This is a genomic window from Enterobacter sp. RIT637, assembly GCF_019718755.1.
Taxonomy (GTDB): Bacteria; Pseudomonadota; Gammaproteobacteria; order Enterobacterales; family Enterobacteriaceae; genus Enterobacter.
Genome location: NZ_JAIHAZ010000024.1, coordinates 1 through 24,427, shown reverse-complemented (window position 1 = coordinate 24,427; position 24,427 = coordinate 1). Strand labels below are relative to the sequence as shown.

General features: G+C 54.5%; 24 protein-coding genes. 8 read left to right on the top strand and 16 right to left on the bottom strand.

The features are described 5' to 3' along the window. Positions 1–24: 24 nt before the first annotated feature. The 11 genes from atpG to asnC form a co-directional block, all read right to left on the bottom strand. Complete coding sequence (gene atpG / locus K5E19_RS21965; RefSeq protein ID WP_221553074.1) at positions 25–888, bottom strand: F0F1 ATP synthase subunit gamma; 864 nt, start codon at positions 886–888, stop codon at positions 25–27. Positions 889–939: 51 nt separating this feature from the next. Further along, on the bottom strand, positions 940–2,481 hold the full coding sequence (gene atpA, locus K5E19_RS21960; protein ID WP_221553072.1) for a F0F1 ATP synthase subunit alpha: 1,542 nt from the start codon (positions 2,479–2,481) through the stop codon (positions 940–942). Between the two features lie 12 nt (positions 2,482–2,493). Continuing rightward, positions 2,494–3,027: a F0F1 ATP synthase subunit delta gene (gene atpH, locus K5E19_RS21955; RefSeq protein WP_014172281.1), complete on the bottom strand. Its 534-nt coding sequence runs from the start codon at positions 3,025–3,027 to the stop codon at positions 2,494–2,496. A gap of 14 nt (positions 3,028–3,041) precedes the next feature. Then, positions 3,042–3,512, bottom strand: a complete 471-nt coding sequence (gene atpF, locus K5E19_RS21950; RefSeq protein ID WP_003862370.1) for a F0F1 ATP synthase subunit B — start codon at positions 3,510–3,512, stop codon at positions 3,042–3,044. Between the two features lie 48 nt (positions 3,513–3,560). Beyond that, on the bottom strand, positions 3,561–3,800 hold the full coding sequence (atpE, locus tag K5E19_RS21945; protein WP_000429386.1) for a F0F1 ATP synthase subunit C: 240 nt from the start codon (positions 3,798–3,800) through the stop codon (positions 3,561–3,563). Positions 3,801–3,849: 49 nt separating this feature from the next. Continuing rightward, complete coding sequence (gene atpB / locus K5E19_RS21940; protein WP_023309789.1) at positions 3,850–4,665, bottom strand: F0F1 ATP synthase subunit A; 816 nt, start codon at positions 4,663–4,665, stop codon at positions 3,850–3,852. 8 nt (positions 4,666–4,673) lie between these two features. Continuing rightward, positions 4,674–5,054: a F0F1 ATP synthase subunit I gene (gene atpI, locus K5E19_RS21935; protein ID WP_221553071.1), complete on the bottom strand. Its 381-nt coding sequence runs from the start codon at positions 5,052–5,054 to the stop codon at positions 4,674–4,676. 616 nt (positions 5,055–5,670) lie between these two features. Next, positions 5,671–6,294: a 16S rRNA (guanine(527)-N(7))-methyltransferase RsmG gene (gene rsmG, locus K5E19_RS21930; protein WP_221553096.1), complete on the bottom strand. Its 624-nt coding sequence runs from the start codon at positions 6,292–6,294 to the stop codon at positions 5,671–5,673. A gap of 107 nt (positions 6,295–6,401) precedes the next feature. Next, positions 6,402–8,291 carry a tRNA uridine-5-carboxymethylaminomethyl(34) synthesis enzyme MnmG gene (gene mnmG / locus K5E19_RS21925; protein ID WP_014072433.1) on the bottom strand — a complete coding sequence of 630 codons (1,890 nt, stop codon included), beginning with the start codon at positions 8,289–8,291 and terminating at the stop codon, positions 6,402–6,404. A 374-nt stretch (positions 8,292–8,665) separates the two neighbouring features. Further along, positions 8,666–9,115, bottom strand: coding sequence for an FMN-binding protein MioC (gene mioC, locus K5E19_RS21920; protein WP_221553070.1), 450 nt, complete (start codon positions 9,113–9,115; stop codon positions 8,666–8,668). A 90-nt stretch (positions 9,116–9,205) separates the two neighbouring features. After that, positions 9,206–9,664, bottom strand: coding sequence for a transcriptional regulator AsnC (asnC, locus tag K5E19_RS21915; RefSeq protein WP_008500198.1), 459 nt, complete (start codon positions 9,662–9,664; stop codon positions 9,206–9,208). A gap of 151 nt (positions 9,665–9,815) precedes the next feature. Here asnC and asnA point away from each other — a divergent pair, with 151 nt between their 5' ends. Next, on the top strand, positions 9,816–10,808 hold the full coding sequence (gene asnA / locus K5E19_RS21910; protein WP_221553069.1) for an aspartate--ammonia ligase: 993 nt from the start codon (positions 9,816–9,818) through the stop codon (positions 10,806–10,808). On the opposite strand, the gene viaA is transcribed toward asnA, so the two are convergent. Both viaA and ravA read right to left on the bottom strand, forming a co-directional pair. Further along, complete coding sequence (viaA, locus tag K5E19_RS21905; protein ID WP_221553068.1) at positions 10,809–12,260, bottom strand: ATPase RavA stimulator ViaA; 1,452 nt, start codon at positions 12,258–12,260, stop codon at positions 10,809–10,811. Further along, positions 12,254–13,750, bottom strand: a complete 1,497-nt coding sequence (gene ravA, locus K5E19_RS21900) for an ATPase RavA (protein WP_221553067.1) — start codon at positions 13,748–13,750, stop codon at positions 12,254–12,256. Before ravA ends, viaA begins: the two co-directional genes overlap by 7 nt. 222 nt (positions 13,751–13,972) lie before the next feature. On the opposite strand from ravA, the gene kup reads away from it, so the two are divergent. The 7 genes from kup (at position 13,973) to rbsR (ending at position 21,891) form a co-directional block, all read left to right on the top strand. Further along, complete coding sequence (kup, locus tag K5E19_RS21895; RefSeq protein WP_108417223.1) at positions 13,973–15,841, top strand: low affinity potassium transporter Kup; 1,869 nt, start codon at positions 13,973–13,975, stop codon at positions 15,839–15,841. Between the two features lie 197 nt (positions 15,842–16,038). Next, positions 16,039–16,458, top strand: coding sequence for a D-ribose pyranase (gene rbsD / locus K5E19_RS21890; protein WP_003862392.1), 420 nt, complete (start codon positions 16,039–16,041; stop codon positions 16,456–16,458). Between the two features lie 7 nt (positions 16,459–16,465). Next, a complete protein-coding gene (rbsA, locus tag K5E19_RS21885; protein ID WP_221553095.1) occupies positions 16,466–17,971 on the top strand; it encodes a ribose ABC transporter ATP-binding protein RbsA in 1,506 nt (501 codons plus the stop codon). Between the two features lie 4 nt (positions 17,972–17,975). Next, complete coding sequence (gene rbsC, locus K5E19_RS21880) at positions 17,976–18,941, top strand: ribose ABC transporter permease (RefSeq protein ID WP_006808742.1); 966 nt, start codon at positions 17,976–17,978, stop codon at positions 18,939–18,941. 27 nt (positions 18,942–18,968) lie between these two features. Beyond that, positions 18,969–19,859: a ribose ABC transporter substrate-binding protein RbsB gene (gene rbsB, locus K5E19_RS21875; protein ID WP_010426610.1), complete on the top strand. Its 891-nt coding sequence runs from the start codon at positions 18,969–18,971 to the stop codon at positions 19,857–19,859. 106 nt (positions 19,860–19,965) lie between these two features. After that, entirely contained in the window at positions 19,966–20,895 is a 930-nt protein-coding gene (rbsK, locus tag K5E19_RS21870) for a ribokinase (RefSeq protein ID WP_221553094.1), read from the top strand. A 3-nt stretch (positions 20,896–20,898) separates the two neighbouring features. Next, on the top strand, positions 20,899–21,891 hold the full coding sequence (gene rbsR / locus K5E19_RS21865) for a ribose operon transcriptional repressor RbsR (RefSeq protein WP_221553066.1): 993 nt from the start codon (positions 20,899–20,901) through the stop codon (positions 21,889–21,891). Here the strand turns inward: rbsR and mdtD are convergent. The 3 genes from mdtD to K5E19_RS21850 all read right to left on the bottom strand — a co-directional run. Beyond that, on the bottom strand, positions 21,857–23,290 hold the full coding sequence (gene mdtD / locus K5E19_RS21860) for a multidrug transporter subunit MdtD (RefSeq protein ID WP_221553065.1): 1,434 nt from the start codon (positions 23,288–23,290) through the stop codon (positions 21,857–21,859). The two genes, rbsR and mdtD, sit on opposite strands and share 35 nt — an antisense overlap. After that, positions 23,287–23,994: a FadR/GntR family transcriptional regulator gene (locus tag K5E19_RS21855; protein ID WP_221553064.1), complete on the bottom strand. Its 708-nt coding sequence runs from the start codon at positions 23,992–23,994 to the stop codon at positions 23,287–23,289. The genes mdtD and K5E19_RS21855 overlap by 4 nt, the downstream gene beginning before the upstream one ends. Positions 23,995–24,164: 170 nt before the next feature. Then, a partial coding sequence (locus tag K5E19_RS21850) for a hypothetical protein (protein ID WP_133240909.1) occupies positions 24,165–24,427 on the bottom strand: 263 nt, incomplete at its 5' end.

Genomic DNA, 24,427 nt, shown 5'->3' with positions numbered 1-24,427 from the left:
TGAATCCTCTACGAATTAACCTGGTTATACCGCGGATGCACCACCGACGATCTCGGTGAGTTCCTGAGTAATGCTGGCCTGACGAGCTTTGTTGTATACCAACTGCAGCTCTTTAATCAGGCTGCCGCCATTGTCGGTCGCGGCTTTCATCGCCACCATACGTGCGGCCTGCTCGCTGGCCAGGTTTTCTACAACACCCTGATAAACCTGTGATTCAACGTAACGACGCAGCAGGGTATCCAGCAGCGGTTTCGGATCAGGTTCATACAGGTAATCCCAGGCTTTTTGCTTCAGCTCGTCATCTTCTGATGCCGGTAAAGGCAGCATTTGAGTGAGCGTTGGAACCTGAGACATGGTGTTAATAAATTTGTTGCTGACAACATACAGTCTGTCCAGACGGCCTTCATCGTAGGCCTGCAACATCACTTTAACCGGACCGATCAGTTCGGACAGGGACGGGTTATCACCCATACCGGTCACCTGAGCGACAATATTGCCACCCACGGAGTTAAAGAAAGAAACGCCCTTAGAGCCGATCATTGCGATATCGCACTGAACGCCTTTCTCAGACCATGCTTTCATTTCCGTCAGCAGTTTTTTGAACAGGTTAATGTTCAAGCCGCCACACAGACCACGGTCGGTCGACACCACCAGGTAGCCCACGCGCTTAACGTCGCGTTCTTCCAGGTAAGGGTGCTTATATTCCAGATTCCCGTTCGCAAGGTGACCAATCACTTTGCGCATGGTATCTGCATAAGGACGGCTGGCCGCCATGCGATCCTGCGATTTACGCATTTTGGAAGCGGCGACCATCTCCATCGCTTTAGTGATCTTTTGCGTGTTCTGGACGCTTGCGATCTTACTACGTATCTCTTTTGCGCCGGCCATGAGCTTCTCCTCAATGCCAGGCGGCTTGTCGTGAGACAAGCCGCCGGACGATTACCAGGACTGGGTTGCTTTGAAGGAATCGAGGATAGCTTTCAGCTTGCCTTCGATTTCGTCGTTATAGCCACCGGTCTGGTTGATCTCTTGCATCAGCGGAGCGTGATCACGGTCAACGTAAGCCAGCAGAGCGGCTTCGAAGCTACCGATTTTCGCCAGTTCCACATCTTCGAGGTAACCGCGTTCAGCCGCGAACAGCACCAGGCCCTGCTGAGCAACAGACATTGGCGCGTACTGTTTCTGCTTCAGCAGCTCGGTCACTTTCTGACCGTGGCTCAGCTGTTTACGGGTTGCTTCGTCCAGATCGGATGCGAACTGAGAGAACGCAGCCAGTTCACGATACTGTGCCAGCGCGGTACGGATACCACCGGACAGTTTCTTGATGATCTTGGTCTGAGCAGCACCGCCCACACGGGATACGGAGATACCTGGGTTAACCGCCGGACGAATACCGGAGTTAAACAGGTTGGTTTCCAGGAAGATCTGACCATCGGTAATGGAGATTACGTTGGTCGGAACGAACGCAGAAACGTCACCCGCCTGGGTTTCAATGATCGGCAGAGCGGTCAGAGAACCCGTTTGACCCTTCACTTCACCTTTGGTGAAGTTCTCGACGTATTCCGCGTTAACGCGGGAAGCACGCTCCAGCAGACGAGAGTGGAGGTAGAATACGTCGCCCGGGAATGCTTCACGTCCAGGTGGACGACGGAGCAGCAGGGAAACCTGACGATAAGCAACAGCCTGTTTAGACAGGTCATCGTATACGATCAGCGCATCTTCACCGCGGTCACGGAAGTATTCGCCCATTGCGCAACCGGCGTAAGGCGCCAGGTATTGCAGTGCAGCAGATTCAGACGCGGTTGCTACCACAACGATGGTGTTAGCCAGTGCGCCGTGCTCTTCCAGTTTACGAACCACGTTAGAAATGGTGGACGCTTTCTGGCCGATAGCCACGTACACACATTTGATGCCGGAGTCACGCTGGTTGATGATGGCATCGATTGCCATTGCGGTTTTACCGGTCTGACGGTCACCGATGATCAGTTCACGCTGACCACGACCGATTGGGATCATGGCATCAACGGACTTATAACCAGTCTGCACTGGCTGATCAACGGACTGACGGTCGATAACGCCCGGTGCGATAACTTCGATTGGGGAGAAGCCATCGTGCTCAACCGGACCTTTACCGTCGATTGGCGCACCCAGGGTGTTAACAACGCGACCCAGCAGGCCACGGCCAACCGGCACTTCCAGAATACGGCCAGTACACTTAACCTTCATGCCTTCGGCGAGGTCAGCGTATGGACCCATCACAACTGCACCTACGGAGTCGCGCTCCAGGTTCAGTGCGATAGCGTAACGGTTACCCGGCAGGGAAATCATCTCACCCTGCATACAATCGGCCAGGCCGTGGATGCGGATAACACCGTCACTTACAGAAACAATAGTACCTTCGTTGTGAGCTTCACTCACAACACTGAACTGAGCAATGCGCTGCTTGATCAGTTCGCTGATTTCGGTGGAATTCAGTTGCATGCTCCAGTCCCCTTAAGACTGCAAGACGTCTGCAAGGCGTTCAAGACGGCCGCGTACGCTGCCATCAATGACCATATCACCCGAGCGGATGATTACGCCTGCCATTACAGACTTATCGATTTTGCAATTCAGCTTAACTTTGCGTGACAGACGTTTTTCCATCGCGGCGGTGATTTTCGCAAGCTGTTCATCACTCAGTTCAGTCGCGGAAGTCACTTCGACTTCTGCGGTTGCTTCACTGAGGGCACGTAAGTGCTCAAACTGCTCAAGAACATCCGGGAGCACACGGAGACGACCATTTTCTGCCATCACCTTAATCAGGTTCTGGCCGTTGGCATCCAGTTGCTCTCCGCACACGGCGATAAACGACGCGGCGAGGGTTTCTGGTGCTAATGCACCGGAAAGCAACTCAGCCATTTGTTCGTTTTTCGTCACCTCAGCGGCAAACGCCAGCATATCCTGCCAGCGATCGACATTTTGGTGTTCGACAGCAAAGTCAAAAGCTGCTTTGGCGTAGGGGCGAGCTACCGTAACAAATTCAGACATCAGCCCCTCCCTCCTTACAGTTCAGCGACAAGTTTGTCCACGATGTCGCTGTTAGCAGCTTCATCCACGGAACGTTCGATGATCTTCTCGGCGCCAGCAACAGCCAGAATCGCAACCTGCTTACGCAGTTCTTCACGAGCACGTTTACGCTCAGCTTCAATTTCAGCCTGAGCTTGTGTCACGATCTTAGTACGTTCCTGTTCTGCTTCAGCTTTGGCTTCGTCCAGGATCTGTGAACGGCGTTTGTTAGCCTGTTCAATGATTACCTGAGCTTCAGCTTTCGCTTTTTTCAGCTGGTCTGTCGCGTTGGCCTGTGCAAGGTCCAAATCTTTCTTAGCGCGTTCTGCGGAAGCCAGACCGTCAGCAATTTCTTTCTGACGTTTTTCGATGGCAGCCATTAAAGGCGGCCATACATACTTCATGCAGAACCAGACAAAGAGAATAAACGCGATGGCCTGGCCGAGGATTGTTGCGTTCATGTTCACAGCACAATACCTCTTTAATTTCTGTGGCTTGGGGTTTTAAAACTACTACTACGCGACAGCAAACATCACGTACAGCCCCAGACCTACAGCGATCATTGGGATTGCATCCACCAGACCCATAACGATAAAGAACTGAGTACGCAGCAGAGGAATCAGATCAGGTTGACGCGCTGCGCCTTCCAGGAATTTGCCCCCGAGGATGCCGATACCGATCGCAGCACCGATAGCCGCCAGACCCATCATCACAGCGGCAGCCATGTACAGCAGATCCATATTCAGGTTTTCCATGACAGTCTCCAGTTTGTTTCAATTAAAACGTAGTAGTGTTGGTAAAAAATCAGTGCTCTTCAGACGCCATCGACAGATAGACGATCGTCAGAACCATGAAGATAAAGGCTTGCAGCGTAATGATCAGGATGTGGAAAATGGCCCATGGCACATTAAGAATCCACTGTGACCACCACGGCAGAAGACCCGCGATCAGAATGAAAATCAGCTCACCCGCATACATGTTGCCGAACAGTCGCAGACCCAGTGAAACAGGTTTGGACAGCAGGCTAACGCCTTCCAGGATCAGGTTGACCGGAATAAACGCCCAGTGGTTGAACGGCTGCAAGGTAAGCTCTTTCACAAAGCCGCTTACGCCTTTCATTTTGATGCTGTAGAAAAGAATCAGGATAAACACGCCCAGCGCCATCGACAGGGTGATGTTCACGTCCGCAGACGGTACAACACGCAGCGCAGGCAGGCCGAAGATGTGCTCGCCGATGAACGGCAGCAGGTCAATTGGCAGCAGGTCCATCAGGTTCATCAGGAAAACCCAAACGAACACGGTCAGGGCCAGCGGAGCAATCAGCTTGCTCTTGCCATGGTACATGTCTTTGACGCTGCCATGGACGAAGCCGATGATCATTTCGATGAACGTCTGGAATTTCCCTGGTACACCGCTGGTCGCTCGTTTAGCAACACCGCGGAACATGGCCAGGAACAGAAGACCCAAAACCACCGAGAAGAACATGGAGTCAATGTTGATCGTCCAGAAGGTGGCCGGGGGGTTATGTGGATCCACCAGCGAGAATGTACGCAGGTCCAGCTGAAGGTTATTCAGATGGTGACCTATGTAATCCTGCGGCGTCATATTTTCTGAAGCCATGATGCCTTTTACCCTTTGTTATTGATTACAGCTGGAGCCAGAACTTGTACCACCAGCACCAAAACCCACGTTGCTATCAGCGGCATGAATACCACTTCCAAAACCGCCAGCGCCATCACCAGTAGAGCAAAGGTCAGCAACACCTTACACACTTCGCCGAGGGCGAAGGACCAGGCCACGCGGCCTTTGGCAGGTGTATGCGCCTGATGACGCCAGGCAAAAATCATAAACAACACGTTTGGCAGAACCACCGCCAAACCCCCGCACACGGCGGAGATGCCCCAGAAGGGGTCTTTGAGGCTAAACAGCAGTCCACTTGCTATCACAGCCAGAAACTGAATGAACAGAAGCTTACGAGCAACGTTTCTACTCAAGAGCGACACAGACATCACGTTTTTACTCCTGCTCCCTTCGAGGTATGCCGCGTGTCGTATAAAACGTCCTTTAAGGCTCAGAGTCAAGCATCAAAAAGCGGTCAAATTATACGGTGCGCACCCGTGATTTCAAACATTAAGTAGCGAAAAGGTGAATAAATGTTTAAATATTTTTCCCCGCCGCTGTTTTTCAACTTTTGTCGTCCGCATTGACCTTCTGGCAAAACTGCAAACAGCGCGAAAACGTTGGCGATAAAGCGTGCACGAGATCACAAAATGCACATTTACGATAAGGTTGTATTTATCAAAGACGTAAATCCGATTATTTCATCCTTATGAAATTAAAGACAAAATATCGCAACTATTTTCAAAACAACCCTGTATACAACAAAAACCTTTTATTGACATTCTTAATAAAAATTTAACATTGATTTCTTGTTGCGACTTTTCACTTTTAGCAGCCTGATATTTTCGTAGTTGATTATCTTAACGCTGAACAATAGCCACAACGTTAACTACAAGAAAAACCATGGTAACAACAAGGTTAAATTTAACTCAGAATAATCCCCGGAAATGTGCTGGTTTTTAACACAATAAGAACAGCACAAATTCCCAATTTTTTATTTAATTTTTAAAAATTGTTTGGCTTAAGAATCACCAGATGACGCTCACCTTCAAGGTGCGGTACCTTTAATTTTTCAATTGATTCCACGGCAAAACCTTCCGGGAGCTGCTCAATTTCGTCCTCAGGGACGAGTCCTTTCAGGGCATAAAAACGCCCTTCCTTCGCAGGCAGATGCTTGCACCAGCTCACCATATCGTTGAGCGAGGCGAATGCACGGCTAATCACCCCATCAAACGGTGGCTCTGCAGGGAACGCTTCTACCCTGCTCTGGACCGGCGTGATGTTCTCAAGCTTCAGCTCGTGCTGAACCTGGCGTAGGAAGCGGATACGTTTTCCAAGGCTATCCAGCAGCGTGAAATGGCTCTCAGGCCGAACAATCGACAGCGGAACGCCCGGTAAACCAGGTCCCGTACCCACGTCGATAAAGCGCTCGCCCTTCAGATACGGCGCCACCACGATGCTATCGAGAATATGGCGTATCAGCATCTCGTTGGGATCGCGCACTGACGTGAGGTTGTACGCTTTGTTCCATTTGTTCAGCATATCGACATAGGCCACCAGCTGGTTTTTCTGGTGATCGGTGAGCGAAATACCTGCTTCATCCAGCAGACGAGAGAGTTTATTGAGCACGGTGAATACCTGTTTAGAGATTTTTCGCCCGGTGGCGCTGCCGCTTACCGGGCCTACGAATAAGTAGGGCGGGTCAGCGAAGCGCCACCCGCCAAAGGCAATGCCAATTACGCGCTGCGGCGCAGCATGCCTTGCTTTTTCAGCCACACCAGCAGAATCGAAATCGCGGCAGGTGTGACGCCGGAGATACGGGAAGCCTGGCCGATCGACACAGGTTTGTGATCGTTCAGCTTAGCGATCACTTCGTTGGAAAGGCCCGTCACCTGGCGGTAGTCCAGCATTTCCGGCAGCAGCGTGTTTTCGTTGCGCTGCTGTTTTTCGATCTCATCCTGCTGACGCGCGATGTAACCTTCGTATTTTACCTGGATTTCGACCTGTTCAGCCGCTTCTGCATCCTCCAGGCCCGGCGCGAACGCGGTCAGTTTGACCAGGTTCTCGTAGGTGACTTCAGGACGGCGCAGCAGATCTTCCCCGCTGGCTTCACGCGACAGCGGCGCTGTTAAGTGAGCATTCACTTCGGCAGCGGTTTCCGCCTGCGGATTCACCCAGGTGGTTTTCAGGCGCTGGCGTTCCTGCTCAATGCGTTCCAGCTTCTCGTTAAAGCGCGCCCAGCGTTCATCATCCACCAGACCCAGCTCGCGGCCCATTTCGGTCAGTCGCAGGTCGGCGTTGTCTTCGCGCAGCATCAGGCGGTATTCCGCGCGCGAGGTGAACATACGGTACGGTTCTTTGGTACCCAGCGTGCAGAGATCGTCAACCAGCACGCCCAGATAAGCCTGGGAACGACCCGGCGCCCAGCCCTCTTTCTCGGCAGAGAAGCGGGCGGCGTTCAGACCGGCCAGCAGACCCTGCGCTGCGGCTTCTTCGTAGCCGGTAGTGCCGTTAATCTGGCCCGCGAAGAACAGACCGTGGATGAACTTGCTTTCCAGGGTTGGCTTCAGGTCACGCGGGTCGAAGAAATCGTACTCAATAGCGTAGCCAGGGCGAACGATTTTTGCGTTCTCCATACCCTGCATTGAGCGAACAATTTGCATCTGTACATCGAACGGCAGGCTGGTGGAGATGCCGTTTGGGTAAATTTCGTTCGAGGTCAGCCCTTCCGGCTCCAGGAAGATCTGGTGCTGGTTACGATCGGCAAAGCGCATCACCTTGTCTTCGATCGACGGGCAGTAGCGCGGGCCGATCCCTTCGATCACGCCAGCATACATTGGGCTGCGATCGAGGTTATTGCGGATCACGTCATGGGTTTTCTCGTTGGTATGCGTGATGTAGCACGGTACCTGCTGCGGATGTTGCGCCGCATTGCCCATGAACGAGAAGACCGGCATTGGGTTATCACCGTGCTGTTGCGCCAGCACGCTGAAATCAATGGTACGCGCGTCGATACGCGGCGGCGTACCTGTTTTCAGGCGACTGACGCGCAGCGGCAGCTCACGCAGACGACGTGACAGTGGGATAGACGGAGGATCGCCAGCACGGCCACCGCTGTAGTTATCCAGACCGATATGAATTTTCCCGTCCAGGAATGTCCCGACGGTCAGCACAACCGCTTTTGCGCGGAACTTGAGACCCATCTGGGTCACGGCACCCACGACGCGATCGTTCTCGACGATAAGATCTTCAACAGCCTGCTGGAAGATCATCAGGTTTGGCTGGTTCTCCAGCGCGGTGCGCACAGCCTGACGGTAAAGCACGCGGTCTGCCTGTGCACGGGTCGCCCGAACGGCAGGCCCTTTACTCGCGTTTAGTATCCTAAACTGGATGCCTGCATGATCGATCGCTTTCGCCATCAGGCCGCCAAGTGCATCCACTTCTTTTACCAGGTGTCCTTTCCCAATGCCGCCAATCGCCGGATTACAGGACATTTGTCCCAGCGTGTCGATATTGTGTGTCAAAAGCAGGGTCTGTTGACCCATTCGCGCTGCGGCCATAGCGGCCTCAGTGCCTGCGTGACCCCCGCCAATGATGATGACGTCAAAAGGATCCTGATAAAACATGGTGGTTTGCCTCGCGTAAAGCGGTATGAAAATGGATTGAAGCCCGGGCCGTGGATTCTACTCAACTTTAGTCTTTCGAGAAAGCATTGGGATCCTGGGCTATTAAAAAGAAGATCTTTTTATTTAGAGATCTGTTCTATTGTGATCTCTTATTAGGATCGCGGTCTGTTGTGGATAAGTCCGATCCGACAAATAAGATCATCAGGTTAGGAAGGATCGTTTGCTGTGAATGATCGGTGATCCTGAAACGTATAAGCTGGGATCAGATCGCGACTTTATACACAGGCCAAAAACATCACCAGAGTTGTTCTTTGGATAACTACGGGTTAATACGAGCTTTTAACCAGAGTTATCCACATCTGTTCGCGCGATCTTTAAGCGTTTTTGAGTAAATTTTTCCAATCTGCTAGCCAGATCTCGGCCGGATCTTCCGGAATGTCATGATCGAGGATGTTGATCTTGAGCGTTTCACCCAGCTGTTTTGCTCCACACGCGGTGACAGCGGCTTCAACTTTCTCTATGGCACCGCAGAATGTGTCATATTCACGACTGCCGATCCCCACCGCGCCAAAACGGACGTTTGACAGGTCAGGCTGTTGTTCCAGCAGTTCGTCATATAAAGGTTGCAGATTATCCGGGAGATCCCCCGCGCCATGCGTGGAGGTAATCAGCAGCCAGACCCCGTCAGCCGGGAGATCTTCAAGTAACGGCCCGTGCAAGGTTTCTGTGGAAAAGCCTGCATCTTCCAGCTTCTCAGCCAGATGTTCCGCCACGTATTCCGCACCGCCAAGAGTGCTGCCACTGATAAGGGTAATGTCCGCCATTGATCGCTCACTCAGATAAAGAGGCGATCATTGTACGCTGTGAGCGAGCTGGGATCTACCTGTGGAAAATGTGGGTATGCTTTTGCCCGATCAGGGGCGGATGGTACGCATGATCGGGTTTTGCAGGGAGATCAGCGTCTCGGTGGACTGAATTTCATCGATTGTTTGGATCTTGTTGATAAGTACCTGCTGGAGAGCATCAATCGATCGGCACATCACCTTAATAAAGATGCTGTAGTGCCCGGTGGTGTAGTACGCCTCGGTGACTTCATCCAGCGCGTTCAGTTTCGCCAGCGCGGAAGGATAGTCTTTGGCGCTTTTAAGAATGATGCCGATAAAGCAGCAGACGTCATAACCCAGCTGCTTTGGGCTGACGTCAATGCGTGCGCCGGTAATGATCCCCGCCTGCTTCATTTTCTCTACGCGAACGTGAATGGTCCCTGGGCTGACGCCAAATTGTTTCGCCAGTTCGGCGTAGGCGGTGCGTGCATTGGCCATTAAGGCCTCCAGGATGCCGCGGTCCAGATTGTCGATCTGATAATTTTCCATAGCTTTTTCTTATGAAGATTAATGAATACCTCTATTCTAGCGTCTTATTTTAACGAATCAAAAGTGAACGAGGCTTTTTGTTGATGGGTTATTGAATTAAGTGCCGGTTCTGTTGCTTAATCATTACCAACAGGACGCAGGAGTATAAATAATGAAAACCGCTTACATTGCAAAACAACGCCAGATCAGTTTCGTTAAATCCCATTTTTCCCGCCAGCTGGAAGAGAAACTTGGCCTGATTGAAGTTCAGGCGCCCATTCTCAGCCGCGTGGGTGACGGAACGCAGGATAACTTGTCTGGATGCGAAAAAGCGGTACAGGTGAAAGTGAAAACACTGCCAGACGCCCAGTTCGAAGTGGTTCATTCCCTGGCGAAGTGGAAGCGTCAAACTCTGGGGCAACATGACTTCAGCGCGGGCGAAGGGCTTTACACGCACATGAAAGCCCTTCGTCCCGATGAAGACCGCCTCACTCCAATTCACTCCGTCTACGTTGACCAGTGGGACTGGGAGCGCGTGATGGGTGACGGCGAGCGTCACGTTGGCACGCTGAAATCTACCGTTGAAGCAATCTACGCCGGGATCAAAGCCACCGAAGCGGCAGTGAGCAAAGAGTTTGGTCTGGCACCGTTCCTGCCGGAAACGATCCACTTTGTTCACAGCCAGGAATTGCTGAGCCGCTTCCCGGATCTGGATGCCAAAGGCCGTGAGCGAGCAATTGCCAAAGAGTTAGGTGCCGTTTTCCTGATCGGGATCGGCGGGAAATTGTCTGACGGCAAACGCCACGACGTTCGTGCGCCGGATTATGATGACTGGAGCACTGCGGGGGAGTCCGAATTTGCGGGTCTGAACGGCGACATTCTGGTGTGGAACCCGGTTCTGGAAGATGCGTTCGAACTCTCTTCCATGGGGATCCGCGTGGATGCTGACGCCCTGAAGCGCCAGCTGGCCGTTACCGGTGATGAAGATCGCCTCAAATTAGAGTGGCACCAGGCGCTGCTGCGCGGTGAAATGCCTCAGACGATCGGCGGCGGTATCGGCCAGTCCCGTCTGACCATGTTGCTGCTTCAGTTGCCACATATCGGTCAGGTGCAGTGTGGCGTATGGCCGCAGCAGGTGCGTGAAAGCGTCGGTTCTCTTCTTTAATTAACGCAGCCAGCGTCTGAGCAGACGGCTACGCAACCCGGTATCAAAGCGCCAGATATGATCGAAGATGCGCATGATGCCGGGTTTTCCATGTGCGGACATTGCGACGGCATGGAAACGGTGCTGGTGCACCCGCTGTAACTCCTTCACTTTATTCACCACGTCATCCGGCAGCCGCTGGGCGATGAAATCGGAAATCACCACCGCGTCGGCGTCGTACCAGTCACCGCCCTGCATACGCTCCACAATGCTGCGAAAGCAGCTGGCCAGATCGGTACCACCGCGAAAACGCTGGCTCAAAAAGCGGATCGCCTGCTCGATCCCCTGCTGGTTCGTCAATTCATAGCCCACCACCTCGCTGGAGAACAGCATGATGAAGCAGCGGCGCCGATCGGCAAGCGCGACGCGCATCAGGGCCAGGCAGAACGCCTTCGCGCACTGCTCGTTAAACCCGCCCATCGATCCGGACGTATCCACACAGACAATAAAAGGCCCGCGCGGCTGCTCATCAAAGTCCTGATGAACCACAGGACGCTGGCTTATCTTCTCGCGCCAGGATTCCCCGTGCAGTCGATAGGTGAGGAGCTGTTTTTCCACCAGCCGACGATAAAACTCATATTCCAGCTCGGTCATCCCCAGCGTGCTTAGCTCGGTCGGCAGCAGGCGTAAAATATCGTCGCTTTGCTGCAATCCATCCACCTGCTCCGGCACGGTGGCCGGTTCGCGGACCAGCGTGCGGAAGGTTTCCATCGGCGCGTCTTTCTTTGGGATCGATTTTGCCTCCCGCGAGCGGCCAAGCTGTTCCGCAAGCTTCATCAGCTCGGGTTGCTGCGTTAGAAAATCGCCGTACTTGACGATCAGCTGGTAGTCACCGCGCTTCAACTGCCCGGCGCTCATGTCCCACAGACGTCCGGCGGCGTTTTCATTTTCTACCAGCACTTCTTCAAGCTGGCCGCTCAGCGTCATACGCTCCTGAACTTCGCTGAGCAGCTGTTCACGCTCTTCATCCAGCAGCTGCTGGTTCAGCGTTGTGGCCTGAACGACCAGGCTGAGGCGCCAGCGCTGTAGGAAAAGGGTATGCAGCGCCGGGGTAAAAGTGGCGTTATCCGTGACCAGCGCCCGCGCCTGGCTGGCAAACGGAGAGTGGACTTTATCAAGCAGCGTAAGGGTTTGCGGCAGCTGAACGATAAACTGCGGCGTCGACAGCCGTTGGCACTGCTGATAGCTGGCGACCTCCTCCGTCAATTCAGGCGGGACTTCCGTCTCCTTAAATCGCTGGCGAAGATTATCGCGCCAGCGCGGGAGATCGTCAGTCATCGCCTTTTTGAGCTTGGGGAATTTTTCAAAGAAGGCCGCCAGCTGCGGAGAGGCCAGAAGGGTGATGACCACCTCTTCAATTAACCCCTCCTCGCTGACTGCCAGCATCACGTTGAGCGTGTCCAGCGTTAGCATTGACGCGCCTGTTTGATCTGCGCGCTGACGTCCTGCAGGCTGGCTTCGATGCGACCTAACCAGTCGCTATGAATAAAGAGGCATTTTTGCTGCTCGCTGAAGCGCGTGTGCTGCTGGTGCCATTCCGTATCCAGCGCTTCCAGTTGCTGTTTGATCTCCTCCGGCACGCTGTCCGAAGCGGTGCCCGGCAACGCCAGACGCGATCCTTGTAGGCTGACGTCGCGGATCACCAGATGCTGGCTGCTGTCCACTTCCATCGTCAGCGGCTGGGCAAAACCAATACCGTTGAGCTTGCCGCGGATCTCACCGCCCTTATCCAGCCACTGCGCCAGCGCTTCGCGCTCAATCGTAATGTGGACTACCTGCATGTCATGAAGTTTGAGCGGCTGCTGGAGCAGCAGCGTTAGCGTCGTACCAGTCAGATCGGCAGGAAGCTCATAGTGCGGCTTGCGGGCGAACATGCCCCCAAGGCGATTCACCTTCAGCGCGGTTTTATCACTTTGCTGCTGCTGGAGCTGGATGCGCCGCTGGGCAATCGCCCCCAGCTGGTTGAGCATCGCCTGCTGGCCCCATGCGTGCCCGGTCATCAAAACGTCGAGCTGCTGCTGCATCAGGTTCATCCCTTCGGCATCGTGCCACAGGCAGTCTTTTAGCAGGATGAGGTCGATGGGCGCAACGGCATCACGACCGCTAAACAAGGCGCTGGCCTGCAACAGACGGATCGCTTTTTTCCAACGACGGTCAGAGACGTAAGGTGCTGCAGGGAGTAAATCAAGCTGTTGGCGCAGCATGAAGATCAGCTCAAAGACCGCGTCGGGCAGGGTGATTTTGCCGATATCCTGCTGCCACTGGTGATACTCCTCATCGGTGACCTGCAGCGAAGCAGACACCGGATTTTCGTTCTCGTCCTGCTGGCTTATCAGCAGGGAGCGGAAATTTGATTTATCCTGCACTTTGTCCAGCCACAGGCGGATCAGCATGCGGTCATACAGCGCTTCAAGGCTGCTGTCGGCTTCAGGCAGTTCGTTAGAGGCGGCCACCAGCAGGCGCATCGGGATTTTCTCTTCGCTGGCGCCGTTGCGGAACCGACGTTCGTTAATCGCCGTCAGCAGGGTATTCAGAATCGCCGGGCCGGCTTTCCAGATCTCATCAAGAAAGACAATTTCAGCCTCAGGCAGATACCCGGCCGTCAAACGCTCATAGCGCCCTTCATCTTTCAGCGCCTGAATGGAAAGCGGACCAAACACTTCTTCGGGGGTGGAAAACCGGGTCATGAGATATTCGAAGGCGCGGGCGTTCTGAAAAGCAAATTTGAGCCTGCGGGCAATCAGGCTTTTGGCAATGCCCGGTGGACCCTGCAAAAACACGCTTTCACCGCTCAATGCCGCCAGTAGACAGAGGCGAATGGCGTGGCTACGCTCGTAAAGGCCTTTCTCCAGCGCGCTGCTGAGGCGGGAAATTCTTTCTGCTAATAAATGTGAGTGAGCCATAATAGTTTTGCATCCTTTCGCCGTCGTGGCGGCCAATTGAAGCGAGTATAGACGTTTCGGTCAGGGCTGGTAATAGACTGAAGTGCGGCGCAATTTACTTTGCGCTACATTAATGCGGTTGCATTTAGGGGTACGATTTTGCAGTGAATCGTGCATACTGTGCGCTTTTTGTGGGCCAAGGGACTAGGCACACATTTGTTATTTAAACGAAAAGACTAGTCTATGAGCACTGATAATAAGCAATCATTACCCGCAATTACGCTTGCGGCGATCGGGGTTGTCTATGGTGATATCGGCACCAGCCCGCTGTATACGCTTCGTGAATGTTTGTCCGGCCAGTTTGGGTTTGGTGTTGAACGCGATGCCGTTTTTGGCTTCCTGTCACTCATCTTCTGGCTGCTGATTCTGGTCGTTTCCGTTAAATATCTCTCTTTCGTCATGCGTGCAGATAACGCGGGCGAAGGCGGTATCCTGACGCTGATGTCCCTTGCCGGACGCAATACCTCTGCCAGAATGACGTCGGTGCTCGTGATCATCGGGCTGATTGGCGGCAGCTTCTTCTACGGGGAAGTGGTGATAACGCCCGCTATCTCGGTGCTCTCGGCGATAGAGGGGCTTGAAATTATCGCGCCACAGCTCGAGACATGGGTGGTTCCGCTAGCCATTATCGTTCTGACGCTGCTGTTTGTGATCCAAAAGCACGGTACCGGGCTGGTGGGGAAACTGTTTGCGCCGATTATGCTGGCCTGGTTCCTGGTCCTGGCTGCGCTTGGCTTGCGCAGCATTATCGCCAACCCGGAAGTGCTGCATGCGCTGAACCCTTACTGGGCGGTGCATTTCTTCCTCGAATACAAAGTGGTTTCCTTCGTGGCGCTGGGTGCCGTCGTGCTCTCTATTACCGGTGTGGAAGCGCTGTATGCTGATATGGGCCACTTCGGGAAACTGCCTATCCGCGTGGCATGGTTTATTGTGGTGCTGCCGTCGCTGGTGCTGAACTACTTCGGCCAGGGCGCGCTGCTGCTTACAAACCCAGAGGCGATCAAGAACCCATTCTTCCTGCTGGCGCCGGACTGGGCGCTGGTGCCGATGCTGATCCTGGCGACGCTGGCGACCGTCATTGCCTCTCAGGCGGTGATTTCCGGCGTGTTCTCTCTGACGCGCCAGGCGGTGCGTCTGGGGTATCTCTCGCCGATGCGCATCATCCATACCTCGGAGATGGAGTCCGGCCAGATCTACATTCCTTTCATTAACTGGCTGCTCTATTTCGCTGTTGTCATTGTTATCGTCAGCTTCGAGCACTCCAGTAACCTGGCGGCGGCGTACGGTATTGCCGTGACCGGGACGATGGTGCTGACGTCGATTCTCTCCACCACGGTGGCGTACCGTAACTGGCACTGGAATAAATTCCTCGTGGCGATGATTCTGGTGGGCTTCCTGTGCATCGACGTGCCGCTGTTCTCTGCGAACCTCGACAAAATTGTCTCCGGCGGCTGGCTGCCGCTGACGCTGGGTCTGGTGATGTTCATTGTCATGACCACCTGGAAAAGCGAGCGCTTCCGCCTGCTGCGCCGCATGCACGAGCACGGGAACTCTCTGGAGGCGATGATCGCTTCTCTGGAGAAATCCCCGCCGGTTCGCGTGCCGGGGACCGCGGTATATATGTCTCGCGCGCTGAACGTCATTCCGTTCGCGCTGATGCATAACCTCAAGCACAACAAAGTGTTGCACGAGCGCGTGATCCTGCTGACGCTGCGCACAGAAGATGCGCCGTATGTTCATAACGTCCGTCGCGTGCAGATTGAGCAGCTGTCGCCGACCTTCTGGCGCGTGGTGGCGAGCTACGGCTGGCGTGAAACGCCAAACGTGGAAGAGGTGTTCCACCGCTGCGGCCTGGAAGGGCTGAGCTGTCGGATGATGGAGACGTCGTTCTTTATGTCGCACGAGTCGCTGATCATCGGCAAGCGCCCGTGGTATCTGCGCCTGCGCGGCAAGCTTTATCTCATCCTGCAGCGTAACGCCCTGCGTGCGCCTGACCAGTTTGAGATCCCGCCTAACCGCGTGATTGAGCTGGGAACGCAGGTCGAGATCTAATCCCTTTTGAAAATGCCGGGTGGCGCTTCGCTTACCCGGCCTACCAAACCCCTCGCCAACCCACAATAATTGTCTCCATATTTCACTTAGCGAAACGTTTCGACGTCGATCACAAATCTGTTACGTCATGATGGTTTTCTGAACATTTCTGGGGCTACACTACTTTTAGCGAAACGTTTCGCTAGTGGAGCAAGAAAATGAAGAAAGGCACGGTTCTCAACTCAGAAATCTCATCGGTTATTTCCCGTCTTGGGCATACCGATACGCTGGTGGTTTGCGATGCAGGCTTACCGGTTCCGCGCAGCACAACCCGTATCGACATGGCGTTAACGCAGGGTGTTCCTTCGTTTATGCAGGTACTGGAAGTCGTGACCGCGGAGATGCAGGTTGAGGCGGCCATTCTCGCGGCGGAAATCAAACAACATAATCCGCAACTCCACGAAACGTTGCTCAGCCACATTGAGCAACTGCAACAACACCAGGGAAACACCATAGAAATTCGTTACACGACGCACGAACAGTTCAAACAACAAACCGCAGACAGTCAGGCGGTGATTCGCAGCGGGGAGTGTTCCCCGTATGCGAATATCATTCTCTGTGCTGGCGTCACCTTCTGAGGCCATCATGGACGCATTACTGCAACTCAAAGGGATCGATAAGTCGTTCCCGGGCGTAAAAGCCCTCTCCGGCGCGGCGCTGAACGTCTATCCCGGGCGCGTGATGGCGCTGGTGGGCGAGAACGGTGCCGGCAAATCCACCATGATGAAAGTGCTGACCGGTATCTACCAACGCGATGCCGGTTCACTCGTCTGGCTGGGCAAAGAGACCACCTTCAATGGCCCGAAATCCTCTCAGGAAGCGGGCATCGGTATTATTCACCAGGAGCTGAACCTCATCCCTCAGCTCACCATTGCGGAAAACATCTTCCTCGGCCGCGAGTTTGTTAACCGGTTCGGCAAAATCGACTGGAAAACCATGTATGCCGAAGCGGACAAGCTGCTGGCGAAGCTGAACCTGCGCTTTAAGAGCGACCGTCTGGTCGGCGATCTCTCCATTGGCGATCAGCAGATGGTGGAAATTGCCAAGGTGCTGAGCTTTGAGTCGAAGGTCATCATTATGGACGAACCGACCGACGCCCTGACCGATACCGAAACCGAATCTCTCTTCCGCGTTATCCGCGAGCTGAAATCGCAGGGGCGCGGGGTTGTCTACATCTCTCACCGCATGAAAGAGATCTTCGAAATCTGCGATGACGTCACCGTCTTCCGCGACGGGCAGTTTATTGCCGAGCGCGAAGTGGCCACACTGACCGAAGATACGCTCATCGAAATGATGGTGGGACGTAAGCTCGAAGATCAGTATCCGCATCTGGAGAAAGCGCCGGGTGAGATCCGCCTGAAGGTGGACAACCTCTGCGGTCCGGGCGTGAACGACGTGACCTTTACCCTGCGCCAGGGCGAGATCCTGGGCGTGGCGGGCCTGATGGGGGCAGGACGTACCGAGCTGATGAAAGTGTTGTACGGCGCACTGCCGCGCACCAGCGGTTATGTCACCCTCGACGGTCATGAAGTGGTCACCCGCTCTCCGCAGGATGGCCTGGCGAACGGCATCGTCTATATCTCCGAAGACCGCAAGCGCGACGGCCTGGTGCTGGGGATGTCGGTAAAAGAGAACATGTCCCTGACCGCGCTGCGCTATTTCAGCCACAGCGGCGGTACGCTGAAGCATAAAGACGAGCAGCAGGCGGTGAGCGATTTTATCCGCCTCTTTAACGTTAAAACCCCGTCAATGGAGCAGGCGATTGGCCTGTTGTCCGGCGGGAATCAGCAGAAAGTGGCGATTGCGCGCGGGCTGATGACGCGCCCGAAAGTGCTGATCCTTGACGAGCCGACCCGCGGCGTGGACGTGGGCGCGAAGAAAGAGATCTATCAGCTGATTAACCAGTTCAAAGCCGACGGTCTGAGCATCATTCTGGTCTCTTCCGAGATGCCAGAAGTATTAGGCATGAGCGATCGCATTATCGTCATGCATGAAGGGCATCTCGGCGGTGAATTCACTCGCGAGCAGGCCACCCAGGAAGTTCTGATGGCTGCCGCTGTGGGCAAGCTTAATCGCGTGAATCAGGAGTAAGAAGATGACTACCCAGGCTGTTTCTGGTCGCCGCTATTTCACAAAGGCATGGCTGATGGAACAAAAATCGCTGATTGCCCTGCTGGTGCTGATCGCGATTGTGTCGACCATGAGCCCGAATTTCTTCACCGTTAATAACCTGTTTAACATTCTGCAGCAGACGTCGGTGAACGCCATTATGGCGGTCGGCATGACGCTGGTGATTTTGACCTCGGGTATCGATCTGTCCGTCGGTTCCCTGCTGGCGCTCACCGGTGCGATCGCCGCTTCGATTGTCGGCATTGAAGTCAACGCGCTGGTGGCCGTGGCCGCTGCCCTAGCGGCAGGCGCAGCGATTGGTGCCGTAACCGGCGTTATTGTGGCAAAAGGCCGCGTTCAGGCGTTTATCGCCACGCTGGTGATGATGCTGCTGCTACGCGGTGTGACCATGGTTTACACCAACGGCAGCCCGGTTAATACCGGCTTTACCGATAACGCGGATCTGTTCGGCTGGTTCGGTATTGGTCGCCCGCTGGGTGTCCCAACCCCGGTCTGGATCATGGCTATTGTCTTCCTGGCGGCGTGGTACATGCTGCACCACACCCGTCTGGGCCGTTATATCTACGCGCTGGGCGGTAACGAAGCGGCAACGCGCCTGTCCGGCATCAGCGTCAATAAAGTCAAAATTATCGTTTACTCCCTGTGCGGTTTGCTGGCGTCACTGGCGGGCATTATCGAAGTGGCGCGCCTCTCTTCCGCACAGCCTACGGCAGGTACGGGATATGAGCTGGATGCTATCGCGGCAGTGGTTCTGGGCGGTACGAGTCTTGCGGGCGGTAAAGGTCGCATTGTTGGGACATTGATCGGCGCACTGATTCTTGGTTTCCTGAATAATGGTTTGAATTTGTTAGGTGTTTCCTCCTATTACCAGATGATCGTTAAGGCAGTGGTGATTTTGCTGGCGGTACTGGTAGACAACAAAAAACAGTAACTGACGACACTACAGGACATCTTAGATATGAACATGAAAAAACTGGCTACCCTGGTTTCTGCTGTCGCGCTGAGCGCAACCGTAAGTGCTAACGCCATGGCGAAAGATACCATCGCGCTGGTTGTCTCTACCCTGAACAACCCGTTCTTCGTCTCCCTGAAGGACGGTGCGCAGAAAGAAGCGGACAAGCTGGGCTACAACCTGGTGGTGCTGGATTCACAGAACAACCCGGCGAAAGAGCTGGCTAACGTTCAGGACTTAACCGTTCGTGGCACTAAAATTCTGCTGATCAACCCAACCGATTCCGATGCCGTAGGTAACGCCGTGAAGATGGCAAACCAGGCTAAAATTCCGGTGATCACCCTGGACCGTCAGGCAACGAAAGGCGAAGTTGTGAGCCACATTGCGTCTGATAACGTGCTGGGCGGTAAAATCGCCGGTGATTACATCGCGAAGAAAGCCGGTGAAGGCGCGAAAGTTATCGAACTGCAGGGGATTGCCGGTACGTCCGCAGCGCGCGAGCGTGGCGAAGGCTTCCAGCAGGCTGTGGCTGCACACAAATTCAACGTGCTGGCCAGCCAGCCGGCAGACTTCGACCGTACTAAAGGTCTGAACGTTATGCAGAACCTGCTGACCGCACATCCTGACGTGCAGGCGGTATTCGCGCAGAACGACGAAATGGCGCTCGGCGCGCTGCGTGCTCTGCAGACCGCAGGTAAATCTGATGTGATGGTTGTCGGATTTGACGGCACGCCGGATGGTGAAAAAGCAGTAAACGATGGCAAACTGGCTGCGACCATCGCTCAGCTGCCTGAGCAGATTGGCGCCACTGGCGTTGAAACTGCCGACAAAGTGCTGAAGGGCGAAAAAGTTCAGGCCAAATACCCGGTTGACCTGAAGCTGGTCATCAAGCAGTAAAAGGCGAATCAGGCAGTCGCTGGCTGCCTGAGGGACACCAATAAAGAAAAGTGTGGCATACGCCACCGGGTAACACCGGTGGCGCTCTCAGATGGACAACCCAACCATGAAAACCGCAGGCAACCTCGTCGTCCTTGGCAGTATCAATGCCGATCACATTCTTAACCTTGAAACCTTCCCCACGCCGGGCGAAACCGTCACGGGTAACCAGTACCAGGTAGCCTTTGGTGGTAAAGGCGCAAACCAGGCCGTCGCCGCCGGACGCAGCGGGGCGAATATCGCGTTTATCGCCTGCACGGGTGATGACGATACCGGTGAGCGCGTACGCAAACAGCTGGCGAGCGACAACATTGATGTTGCGCCAGTGAGCGTAGTCGAAGGGGAATCTACTGGCGTGGCGCTGATTTTCGTCAACACGGAAGGTGAGAATGTCATCGGTATTCATGCTGGCGCTAACGCTGCGCTGACGACGGAACGCGTAGAAGCGCAACGAGCAATCATCGGCAGAGCCGAAGCCCTGCTGATGCAGCTGGAGTCACCGGTTGAAAGCGTGCTGGCCGCTGCCAGAATTGCGCATGAAAATCATACTACTGTCGTACTTAACCCGGCCCCAGCCCGTGTATTATCAGACGAGCTGCTGGCGCTGGTGGACATCATTACGCCGAACGAAACCGAAGCCGAAAAGCTGACGGGCATCCGCGTTGAAAATGATGACGATGCCGCGCGAGCCGCGCGTGCGCTGCACGATAAGGGCATCGGCACCGTGATTATCACCCTTGGTAGCCGTGGGGTGTGGGCAAGCGTCAACGGCGAAGGCCGCCGCGTGCCGGGCTTTAAGGTCAAAGCGATTGATACCATCGCAGCGGGAGATACCTTTAACGGGGCGCTGGTGACGGCGCTACTGGAAGGAAGAGCAATGGATGAGGCCATCCGCTTCGCACATGCTGCCGCCGCGATTGCGGTGACGCGTAAGGGTGCCCAGCCTTCCGTTCCGTGGCGTAAAGAGATCGATGAATTCTTAAGTCAGCAGGGGTAACGCTTGGCCACAATGAAAGATGTCGCCCGCATGGCGGGCGTTTCTACCTCGACGGTCTCTCACGTCATCAATAACGATCGCTTCGTCAGCGAGGCGATTCGGGAAAAAGTCGACGCGGCGATAAAAGAACTCAACTATGCGCCGTCGGCGCTGGCGCGCAGCCTTAAGCTCAACCAGACGCGCACCATCGGTATGCTGATCACCGCCAGTACCAACCCTTTTTATTCTGAACTTGTGCGCGGCGTGGAGCGCAGCTGCTTCGAGCGTGGCTACAGCCTGGTGCTGTGCAATACCGAAGGCGACGAGCAGCGCATGAACCGCAACCTGGAGACGCTGATGCAAAAACGCGTCGACGGGCTACTGCTGCTTTGCACCGAAACGCACCAGCCCTCGAAAGAGATCATCCAGCGTTATCCTTCTATTCCCACAGTAATGATGGACTGGGCGCCGTTCGACGGCACCAGCGATCTGATTCAGGATAACTCCCTGTTGGGCGGTGATATGGCGACTCAGCATCTGATTGATAAAGGCCACACTCGTATTGCCTGTATTACGGGGCCGCTGGATAAAACTCCTGCGCGTTTGCGTCTGGAAGGGTATCTCTCTGCCATGGAACGGGCGGGGCTTGCCATTCCTGATGGCTATCGGATCACCGGTGATTTTGAATTTAACGGCGGTTTCGAGGCGATGCAGAAGCTGCTGGCGCAAAAGCCGCGCCCGCAGGCGGTGTTTATTGGTAACGACGCGATGGCGTTTGGTGCCTACCAGGCGTTGTATCAGGCGGGGCTACGCGTGCCGGACGATATGGCGGTGATTGGCTACGACGATATCGAACTGGCCAGCTACATGACGCCGCCGCTGACCACGATCCATCAGCCAAAAGATGAACTGGGCGAGCTGGCCATCGATGTGTTGATCCACCGTATGGCGCAGCCCACGCTGCAACAGCAACGCCTGCAGCTTACTCCTGTTCTGATGGAACGCGGTTCGGTTTAGCTTTCTCTTTGTGACGCTCTTTAATCAGGTTTCGGCCGTCTTTCGGTTTTAACAGCATAAAGACCAGCGCCGATACCACGGTAAGTGCGCCCATGGTGATAAAGGTATAGTGGAACTGCTCAACGGTATTCGCGCTGTCGAAGCCTTCATAAAACCGCAGCACAGCCGCACTCACGGCAACCCCCAGACTTATCGACAATTGCTGTGTGACGGCCAGTACGCTGTTGCCGCTGCTGGCGTTCTCGTCAGTCAGGTCGGCGAGGGTGATGGTGTTCATCGACGTGAACTGCGTCGACATCGCCATGCCCAGCACAAACAGCGGCAGGATCAGCATCCAGACGGGTAACGCGGCGGACTGCAGCGAGAACTGCGCAATCATCAGACCGATTAACACCGTCACGCCAACCAGCGTCTTACGATAGCCAAACCAGCGCAGCACCTGCGTGACGGTTGATTTCGCCAGAATTGAGCCCATCGCCGTGGGCGCCATCATGCAGCCAGCAATCAGGGCCGGGTAGCCGAAGCCCACCTGCAGCATCAATGGCATCAGGAACGGCACACAGCCTGTCCCCAGACGTGACGCTATGTTGCCCGCTATCCCTACGGAAAACGTTCGGGTGTTAAAGAGCCCCAGGGAGATTAACGGTGTCGGGTGACGGCGCGCGTGACGTATATAAAGAAGGAATAACAGAATACCGCCGAGGATAACGGAGAGCGCTAACCACGTCGCGACGATCTTCTCGCCAAACAGCTCCATCCCGCTGGAGAACAGCACCAGGCTCAGGCCAAACAGGAAAAAGCCGCCCATATCGAAGCTGCGCCTTGGCGTGGTGAAGTCCGGCATATATTTGCGGGCATAAAACAGGCCCGCCACACCAATCGGAATATTAATCAGGAAGATCCAGTGCCAGCTCGCCCAGGTGACAAACACCCCGCCGAGTACCGGACCCAGTATCGGGCCGACAAGACCTGGCATGGTGACGAAATTCAACACTGGGAGTAATTCGCTGCGCGGATAGGCTCGCAATAACGCCAGACGCGCGACGGGCATCATCATCGCGCCACCGATCCCCTGAAGCACGCGGAAGATAACCAGCTCCGTGAGGGAGGTTGAGAGCGCGCAGGCCAGAGAGCCGAGCGTGAAAAGCGTCACGGCCAGCATGAATATCTTACGGGTGCCGAAACGGTCAGCCAGCCACCCGCTCACGGGGATCAGCATCGCGACCGTCAGGGTGTAACTGATGATAGCGGACTGCATCGCCAGTGGGGAACGGTTGAGGCTTTGGGCTATCGCGGGAAGTGCGGTGTTAAGGATAGTGGCATCCAGTGCCTGCATAAAAAACGCCATGGCTGCAATCCACGGCAATCCGGCCATGCTGCGCGCTTTTTTCTTTGTCATTTAGTCACCTGCTGGTGGGTGGGTGCGGCCAGCAATGTCTGACACGCGCTCAGGGCCCGCTGCCCGTCGCTCTCCTGAATGGCGTCTACAATTGCCTGGTGCAGCTCCAGCTTCACCACTTCATCCTGGGTAATAGAGGTAAAGTAAGTGTGGTACACCGAATGGAATAATGAAGCAAAGGAGGTCAGGAACGGGTTGGCGCTCATCGTATAAATATGTTCATGCCAGGCCATGTCGACTTCAACCCAGCGTTCGCGGTTAAAGTGTTTTTTCAGGTAGGCCATCTCTGCCATTAAGGTATTAAGCTGGGCTTTTTGTTCGGCAGTTCCGAGCGTGGCGGCGAGCAGACATGCCTGAGGTTCGAGGCTGCTGCGCATCACCAGAAAATGATCGACGACCTGATGGAAATTATCTTCAGTCATCCACCAAGAGAGTAACTCCTGATCGAGAAAGTTCCAGTTAGCCTGGGGCATCACTCGCGTGCCAATGCGTGGACGCGGGAGCACCATGCCTTTTGCCGTTAACGTTTTCACTGCTTCGCGAACGGCTGTGCGGCTAACCCCAAACTGTTCTCCCAGCTCCATTTCGCCCGGCAGGATACTACCCGGGGCATATTTACCCGCTAAAATCAGCTGAGCCAGCTTCTCTGCCAGGACATATGACAGGTTTTTTTGGGCTGCCAGCTGTTGTGCGCTTAAGGGCATCGCTTTTATTCCTTAATGATTCATGCTGATAAGTATGCCACCTCGGGTGTGATTGTGGTTGCAGATACATCAAATAGAACAATTTGTAGCTTGATTTCACCGATGTTGGTGAAAAAAAGCACGGACAGAAACTTTTTTTAAATTTCCCCTTGTCACCTCAGAATAACTCCCTATAATGCGCCTCCACTGACACGGAACAACGGCACACACGCCGCCGGGTCAGCAGAGAAAAGCGAAAATAAACGCTTGACTCTGAAGCGGGAAAGCGTAATATGCACACCCCGCGCCGCTGCGAAAAGCGAAGCGGCACTGCTCTTTAACAATTTATCAGACAATCTGTGTGGGCACTCAAAGTGACATGGATTCTTAACGTCGCAAGACGAAAAATGAATACCAAGTCTCTGAGTGAACATACGTAATTCATTACGAAGTT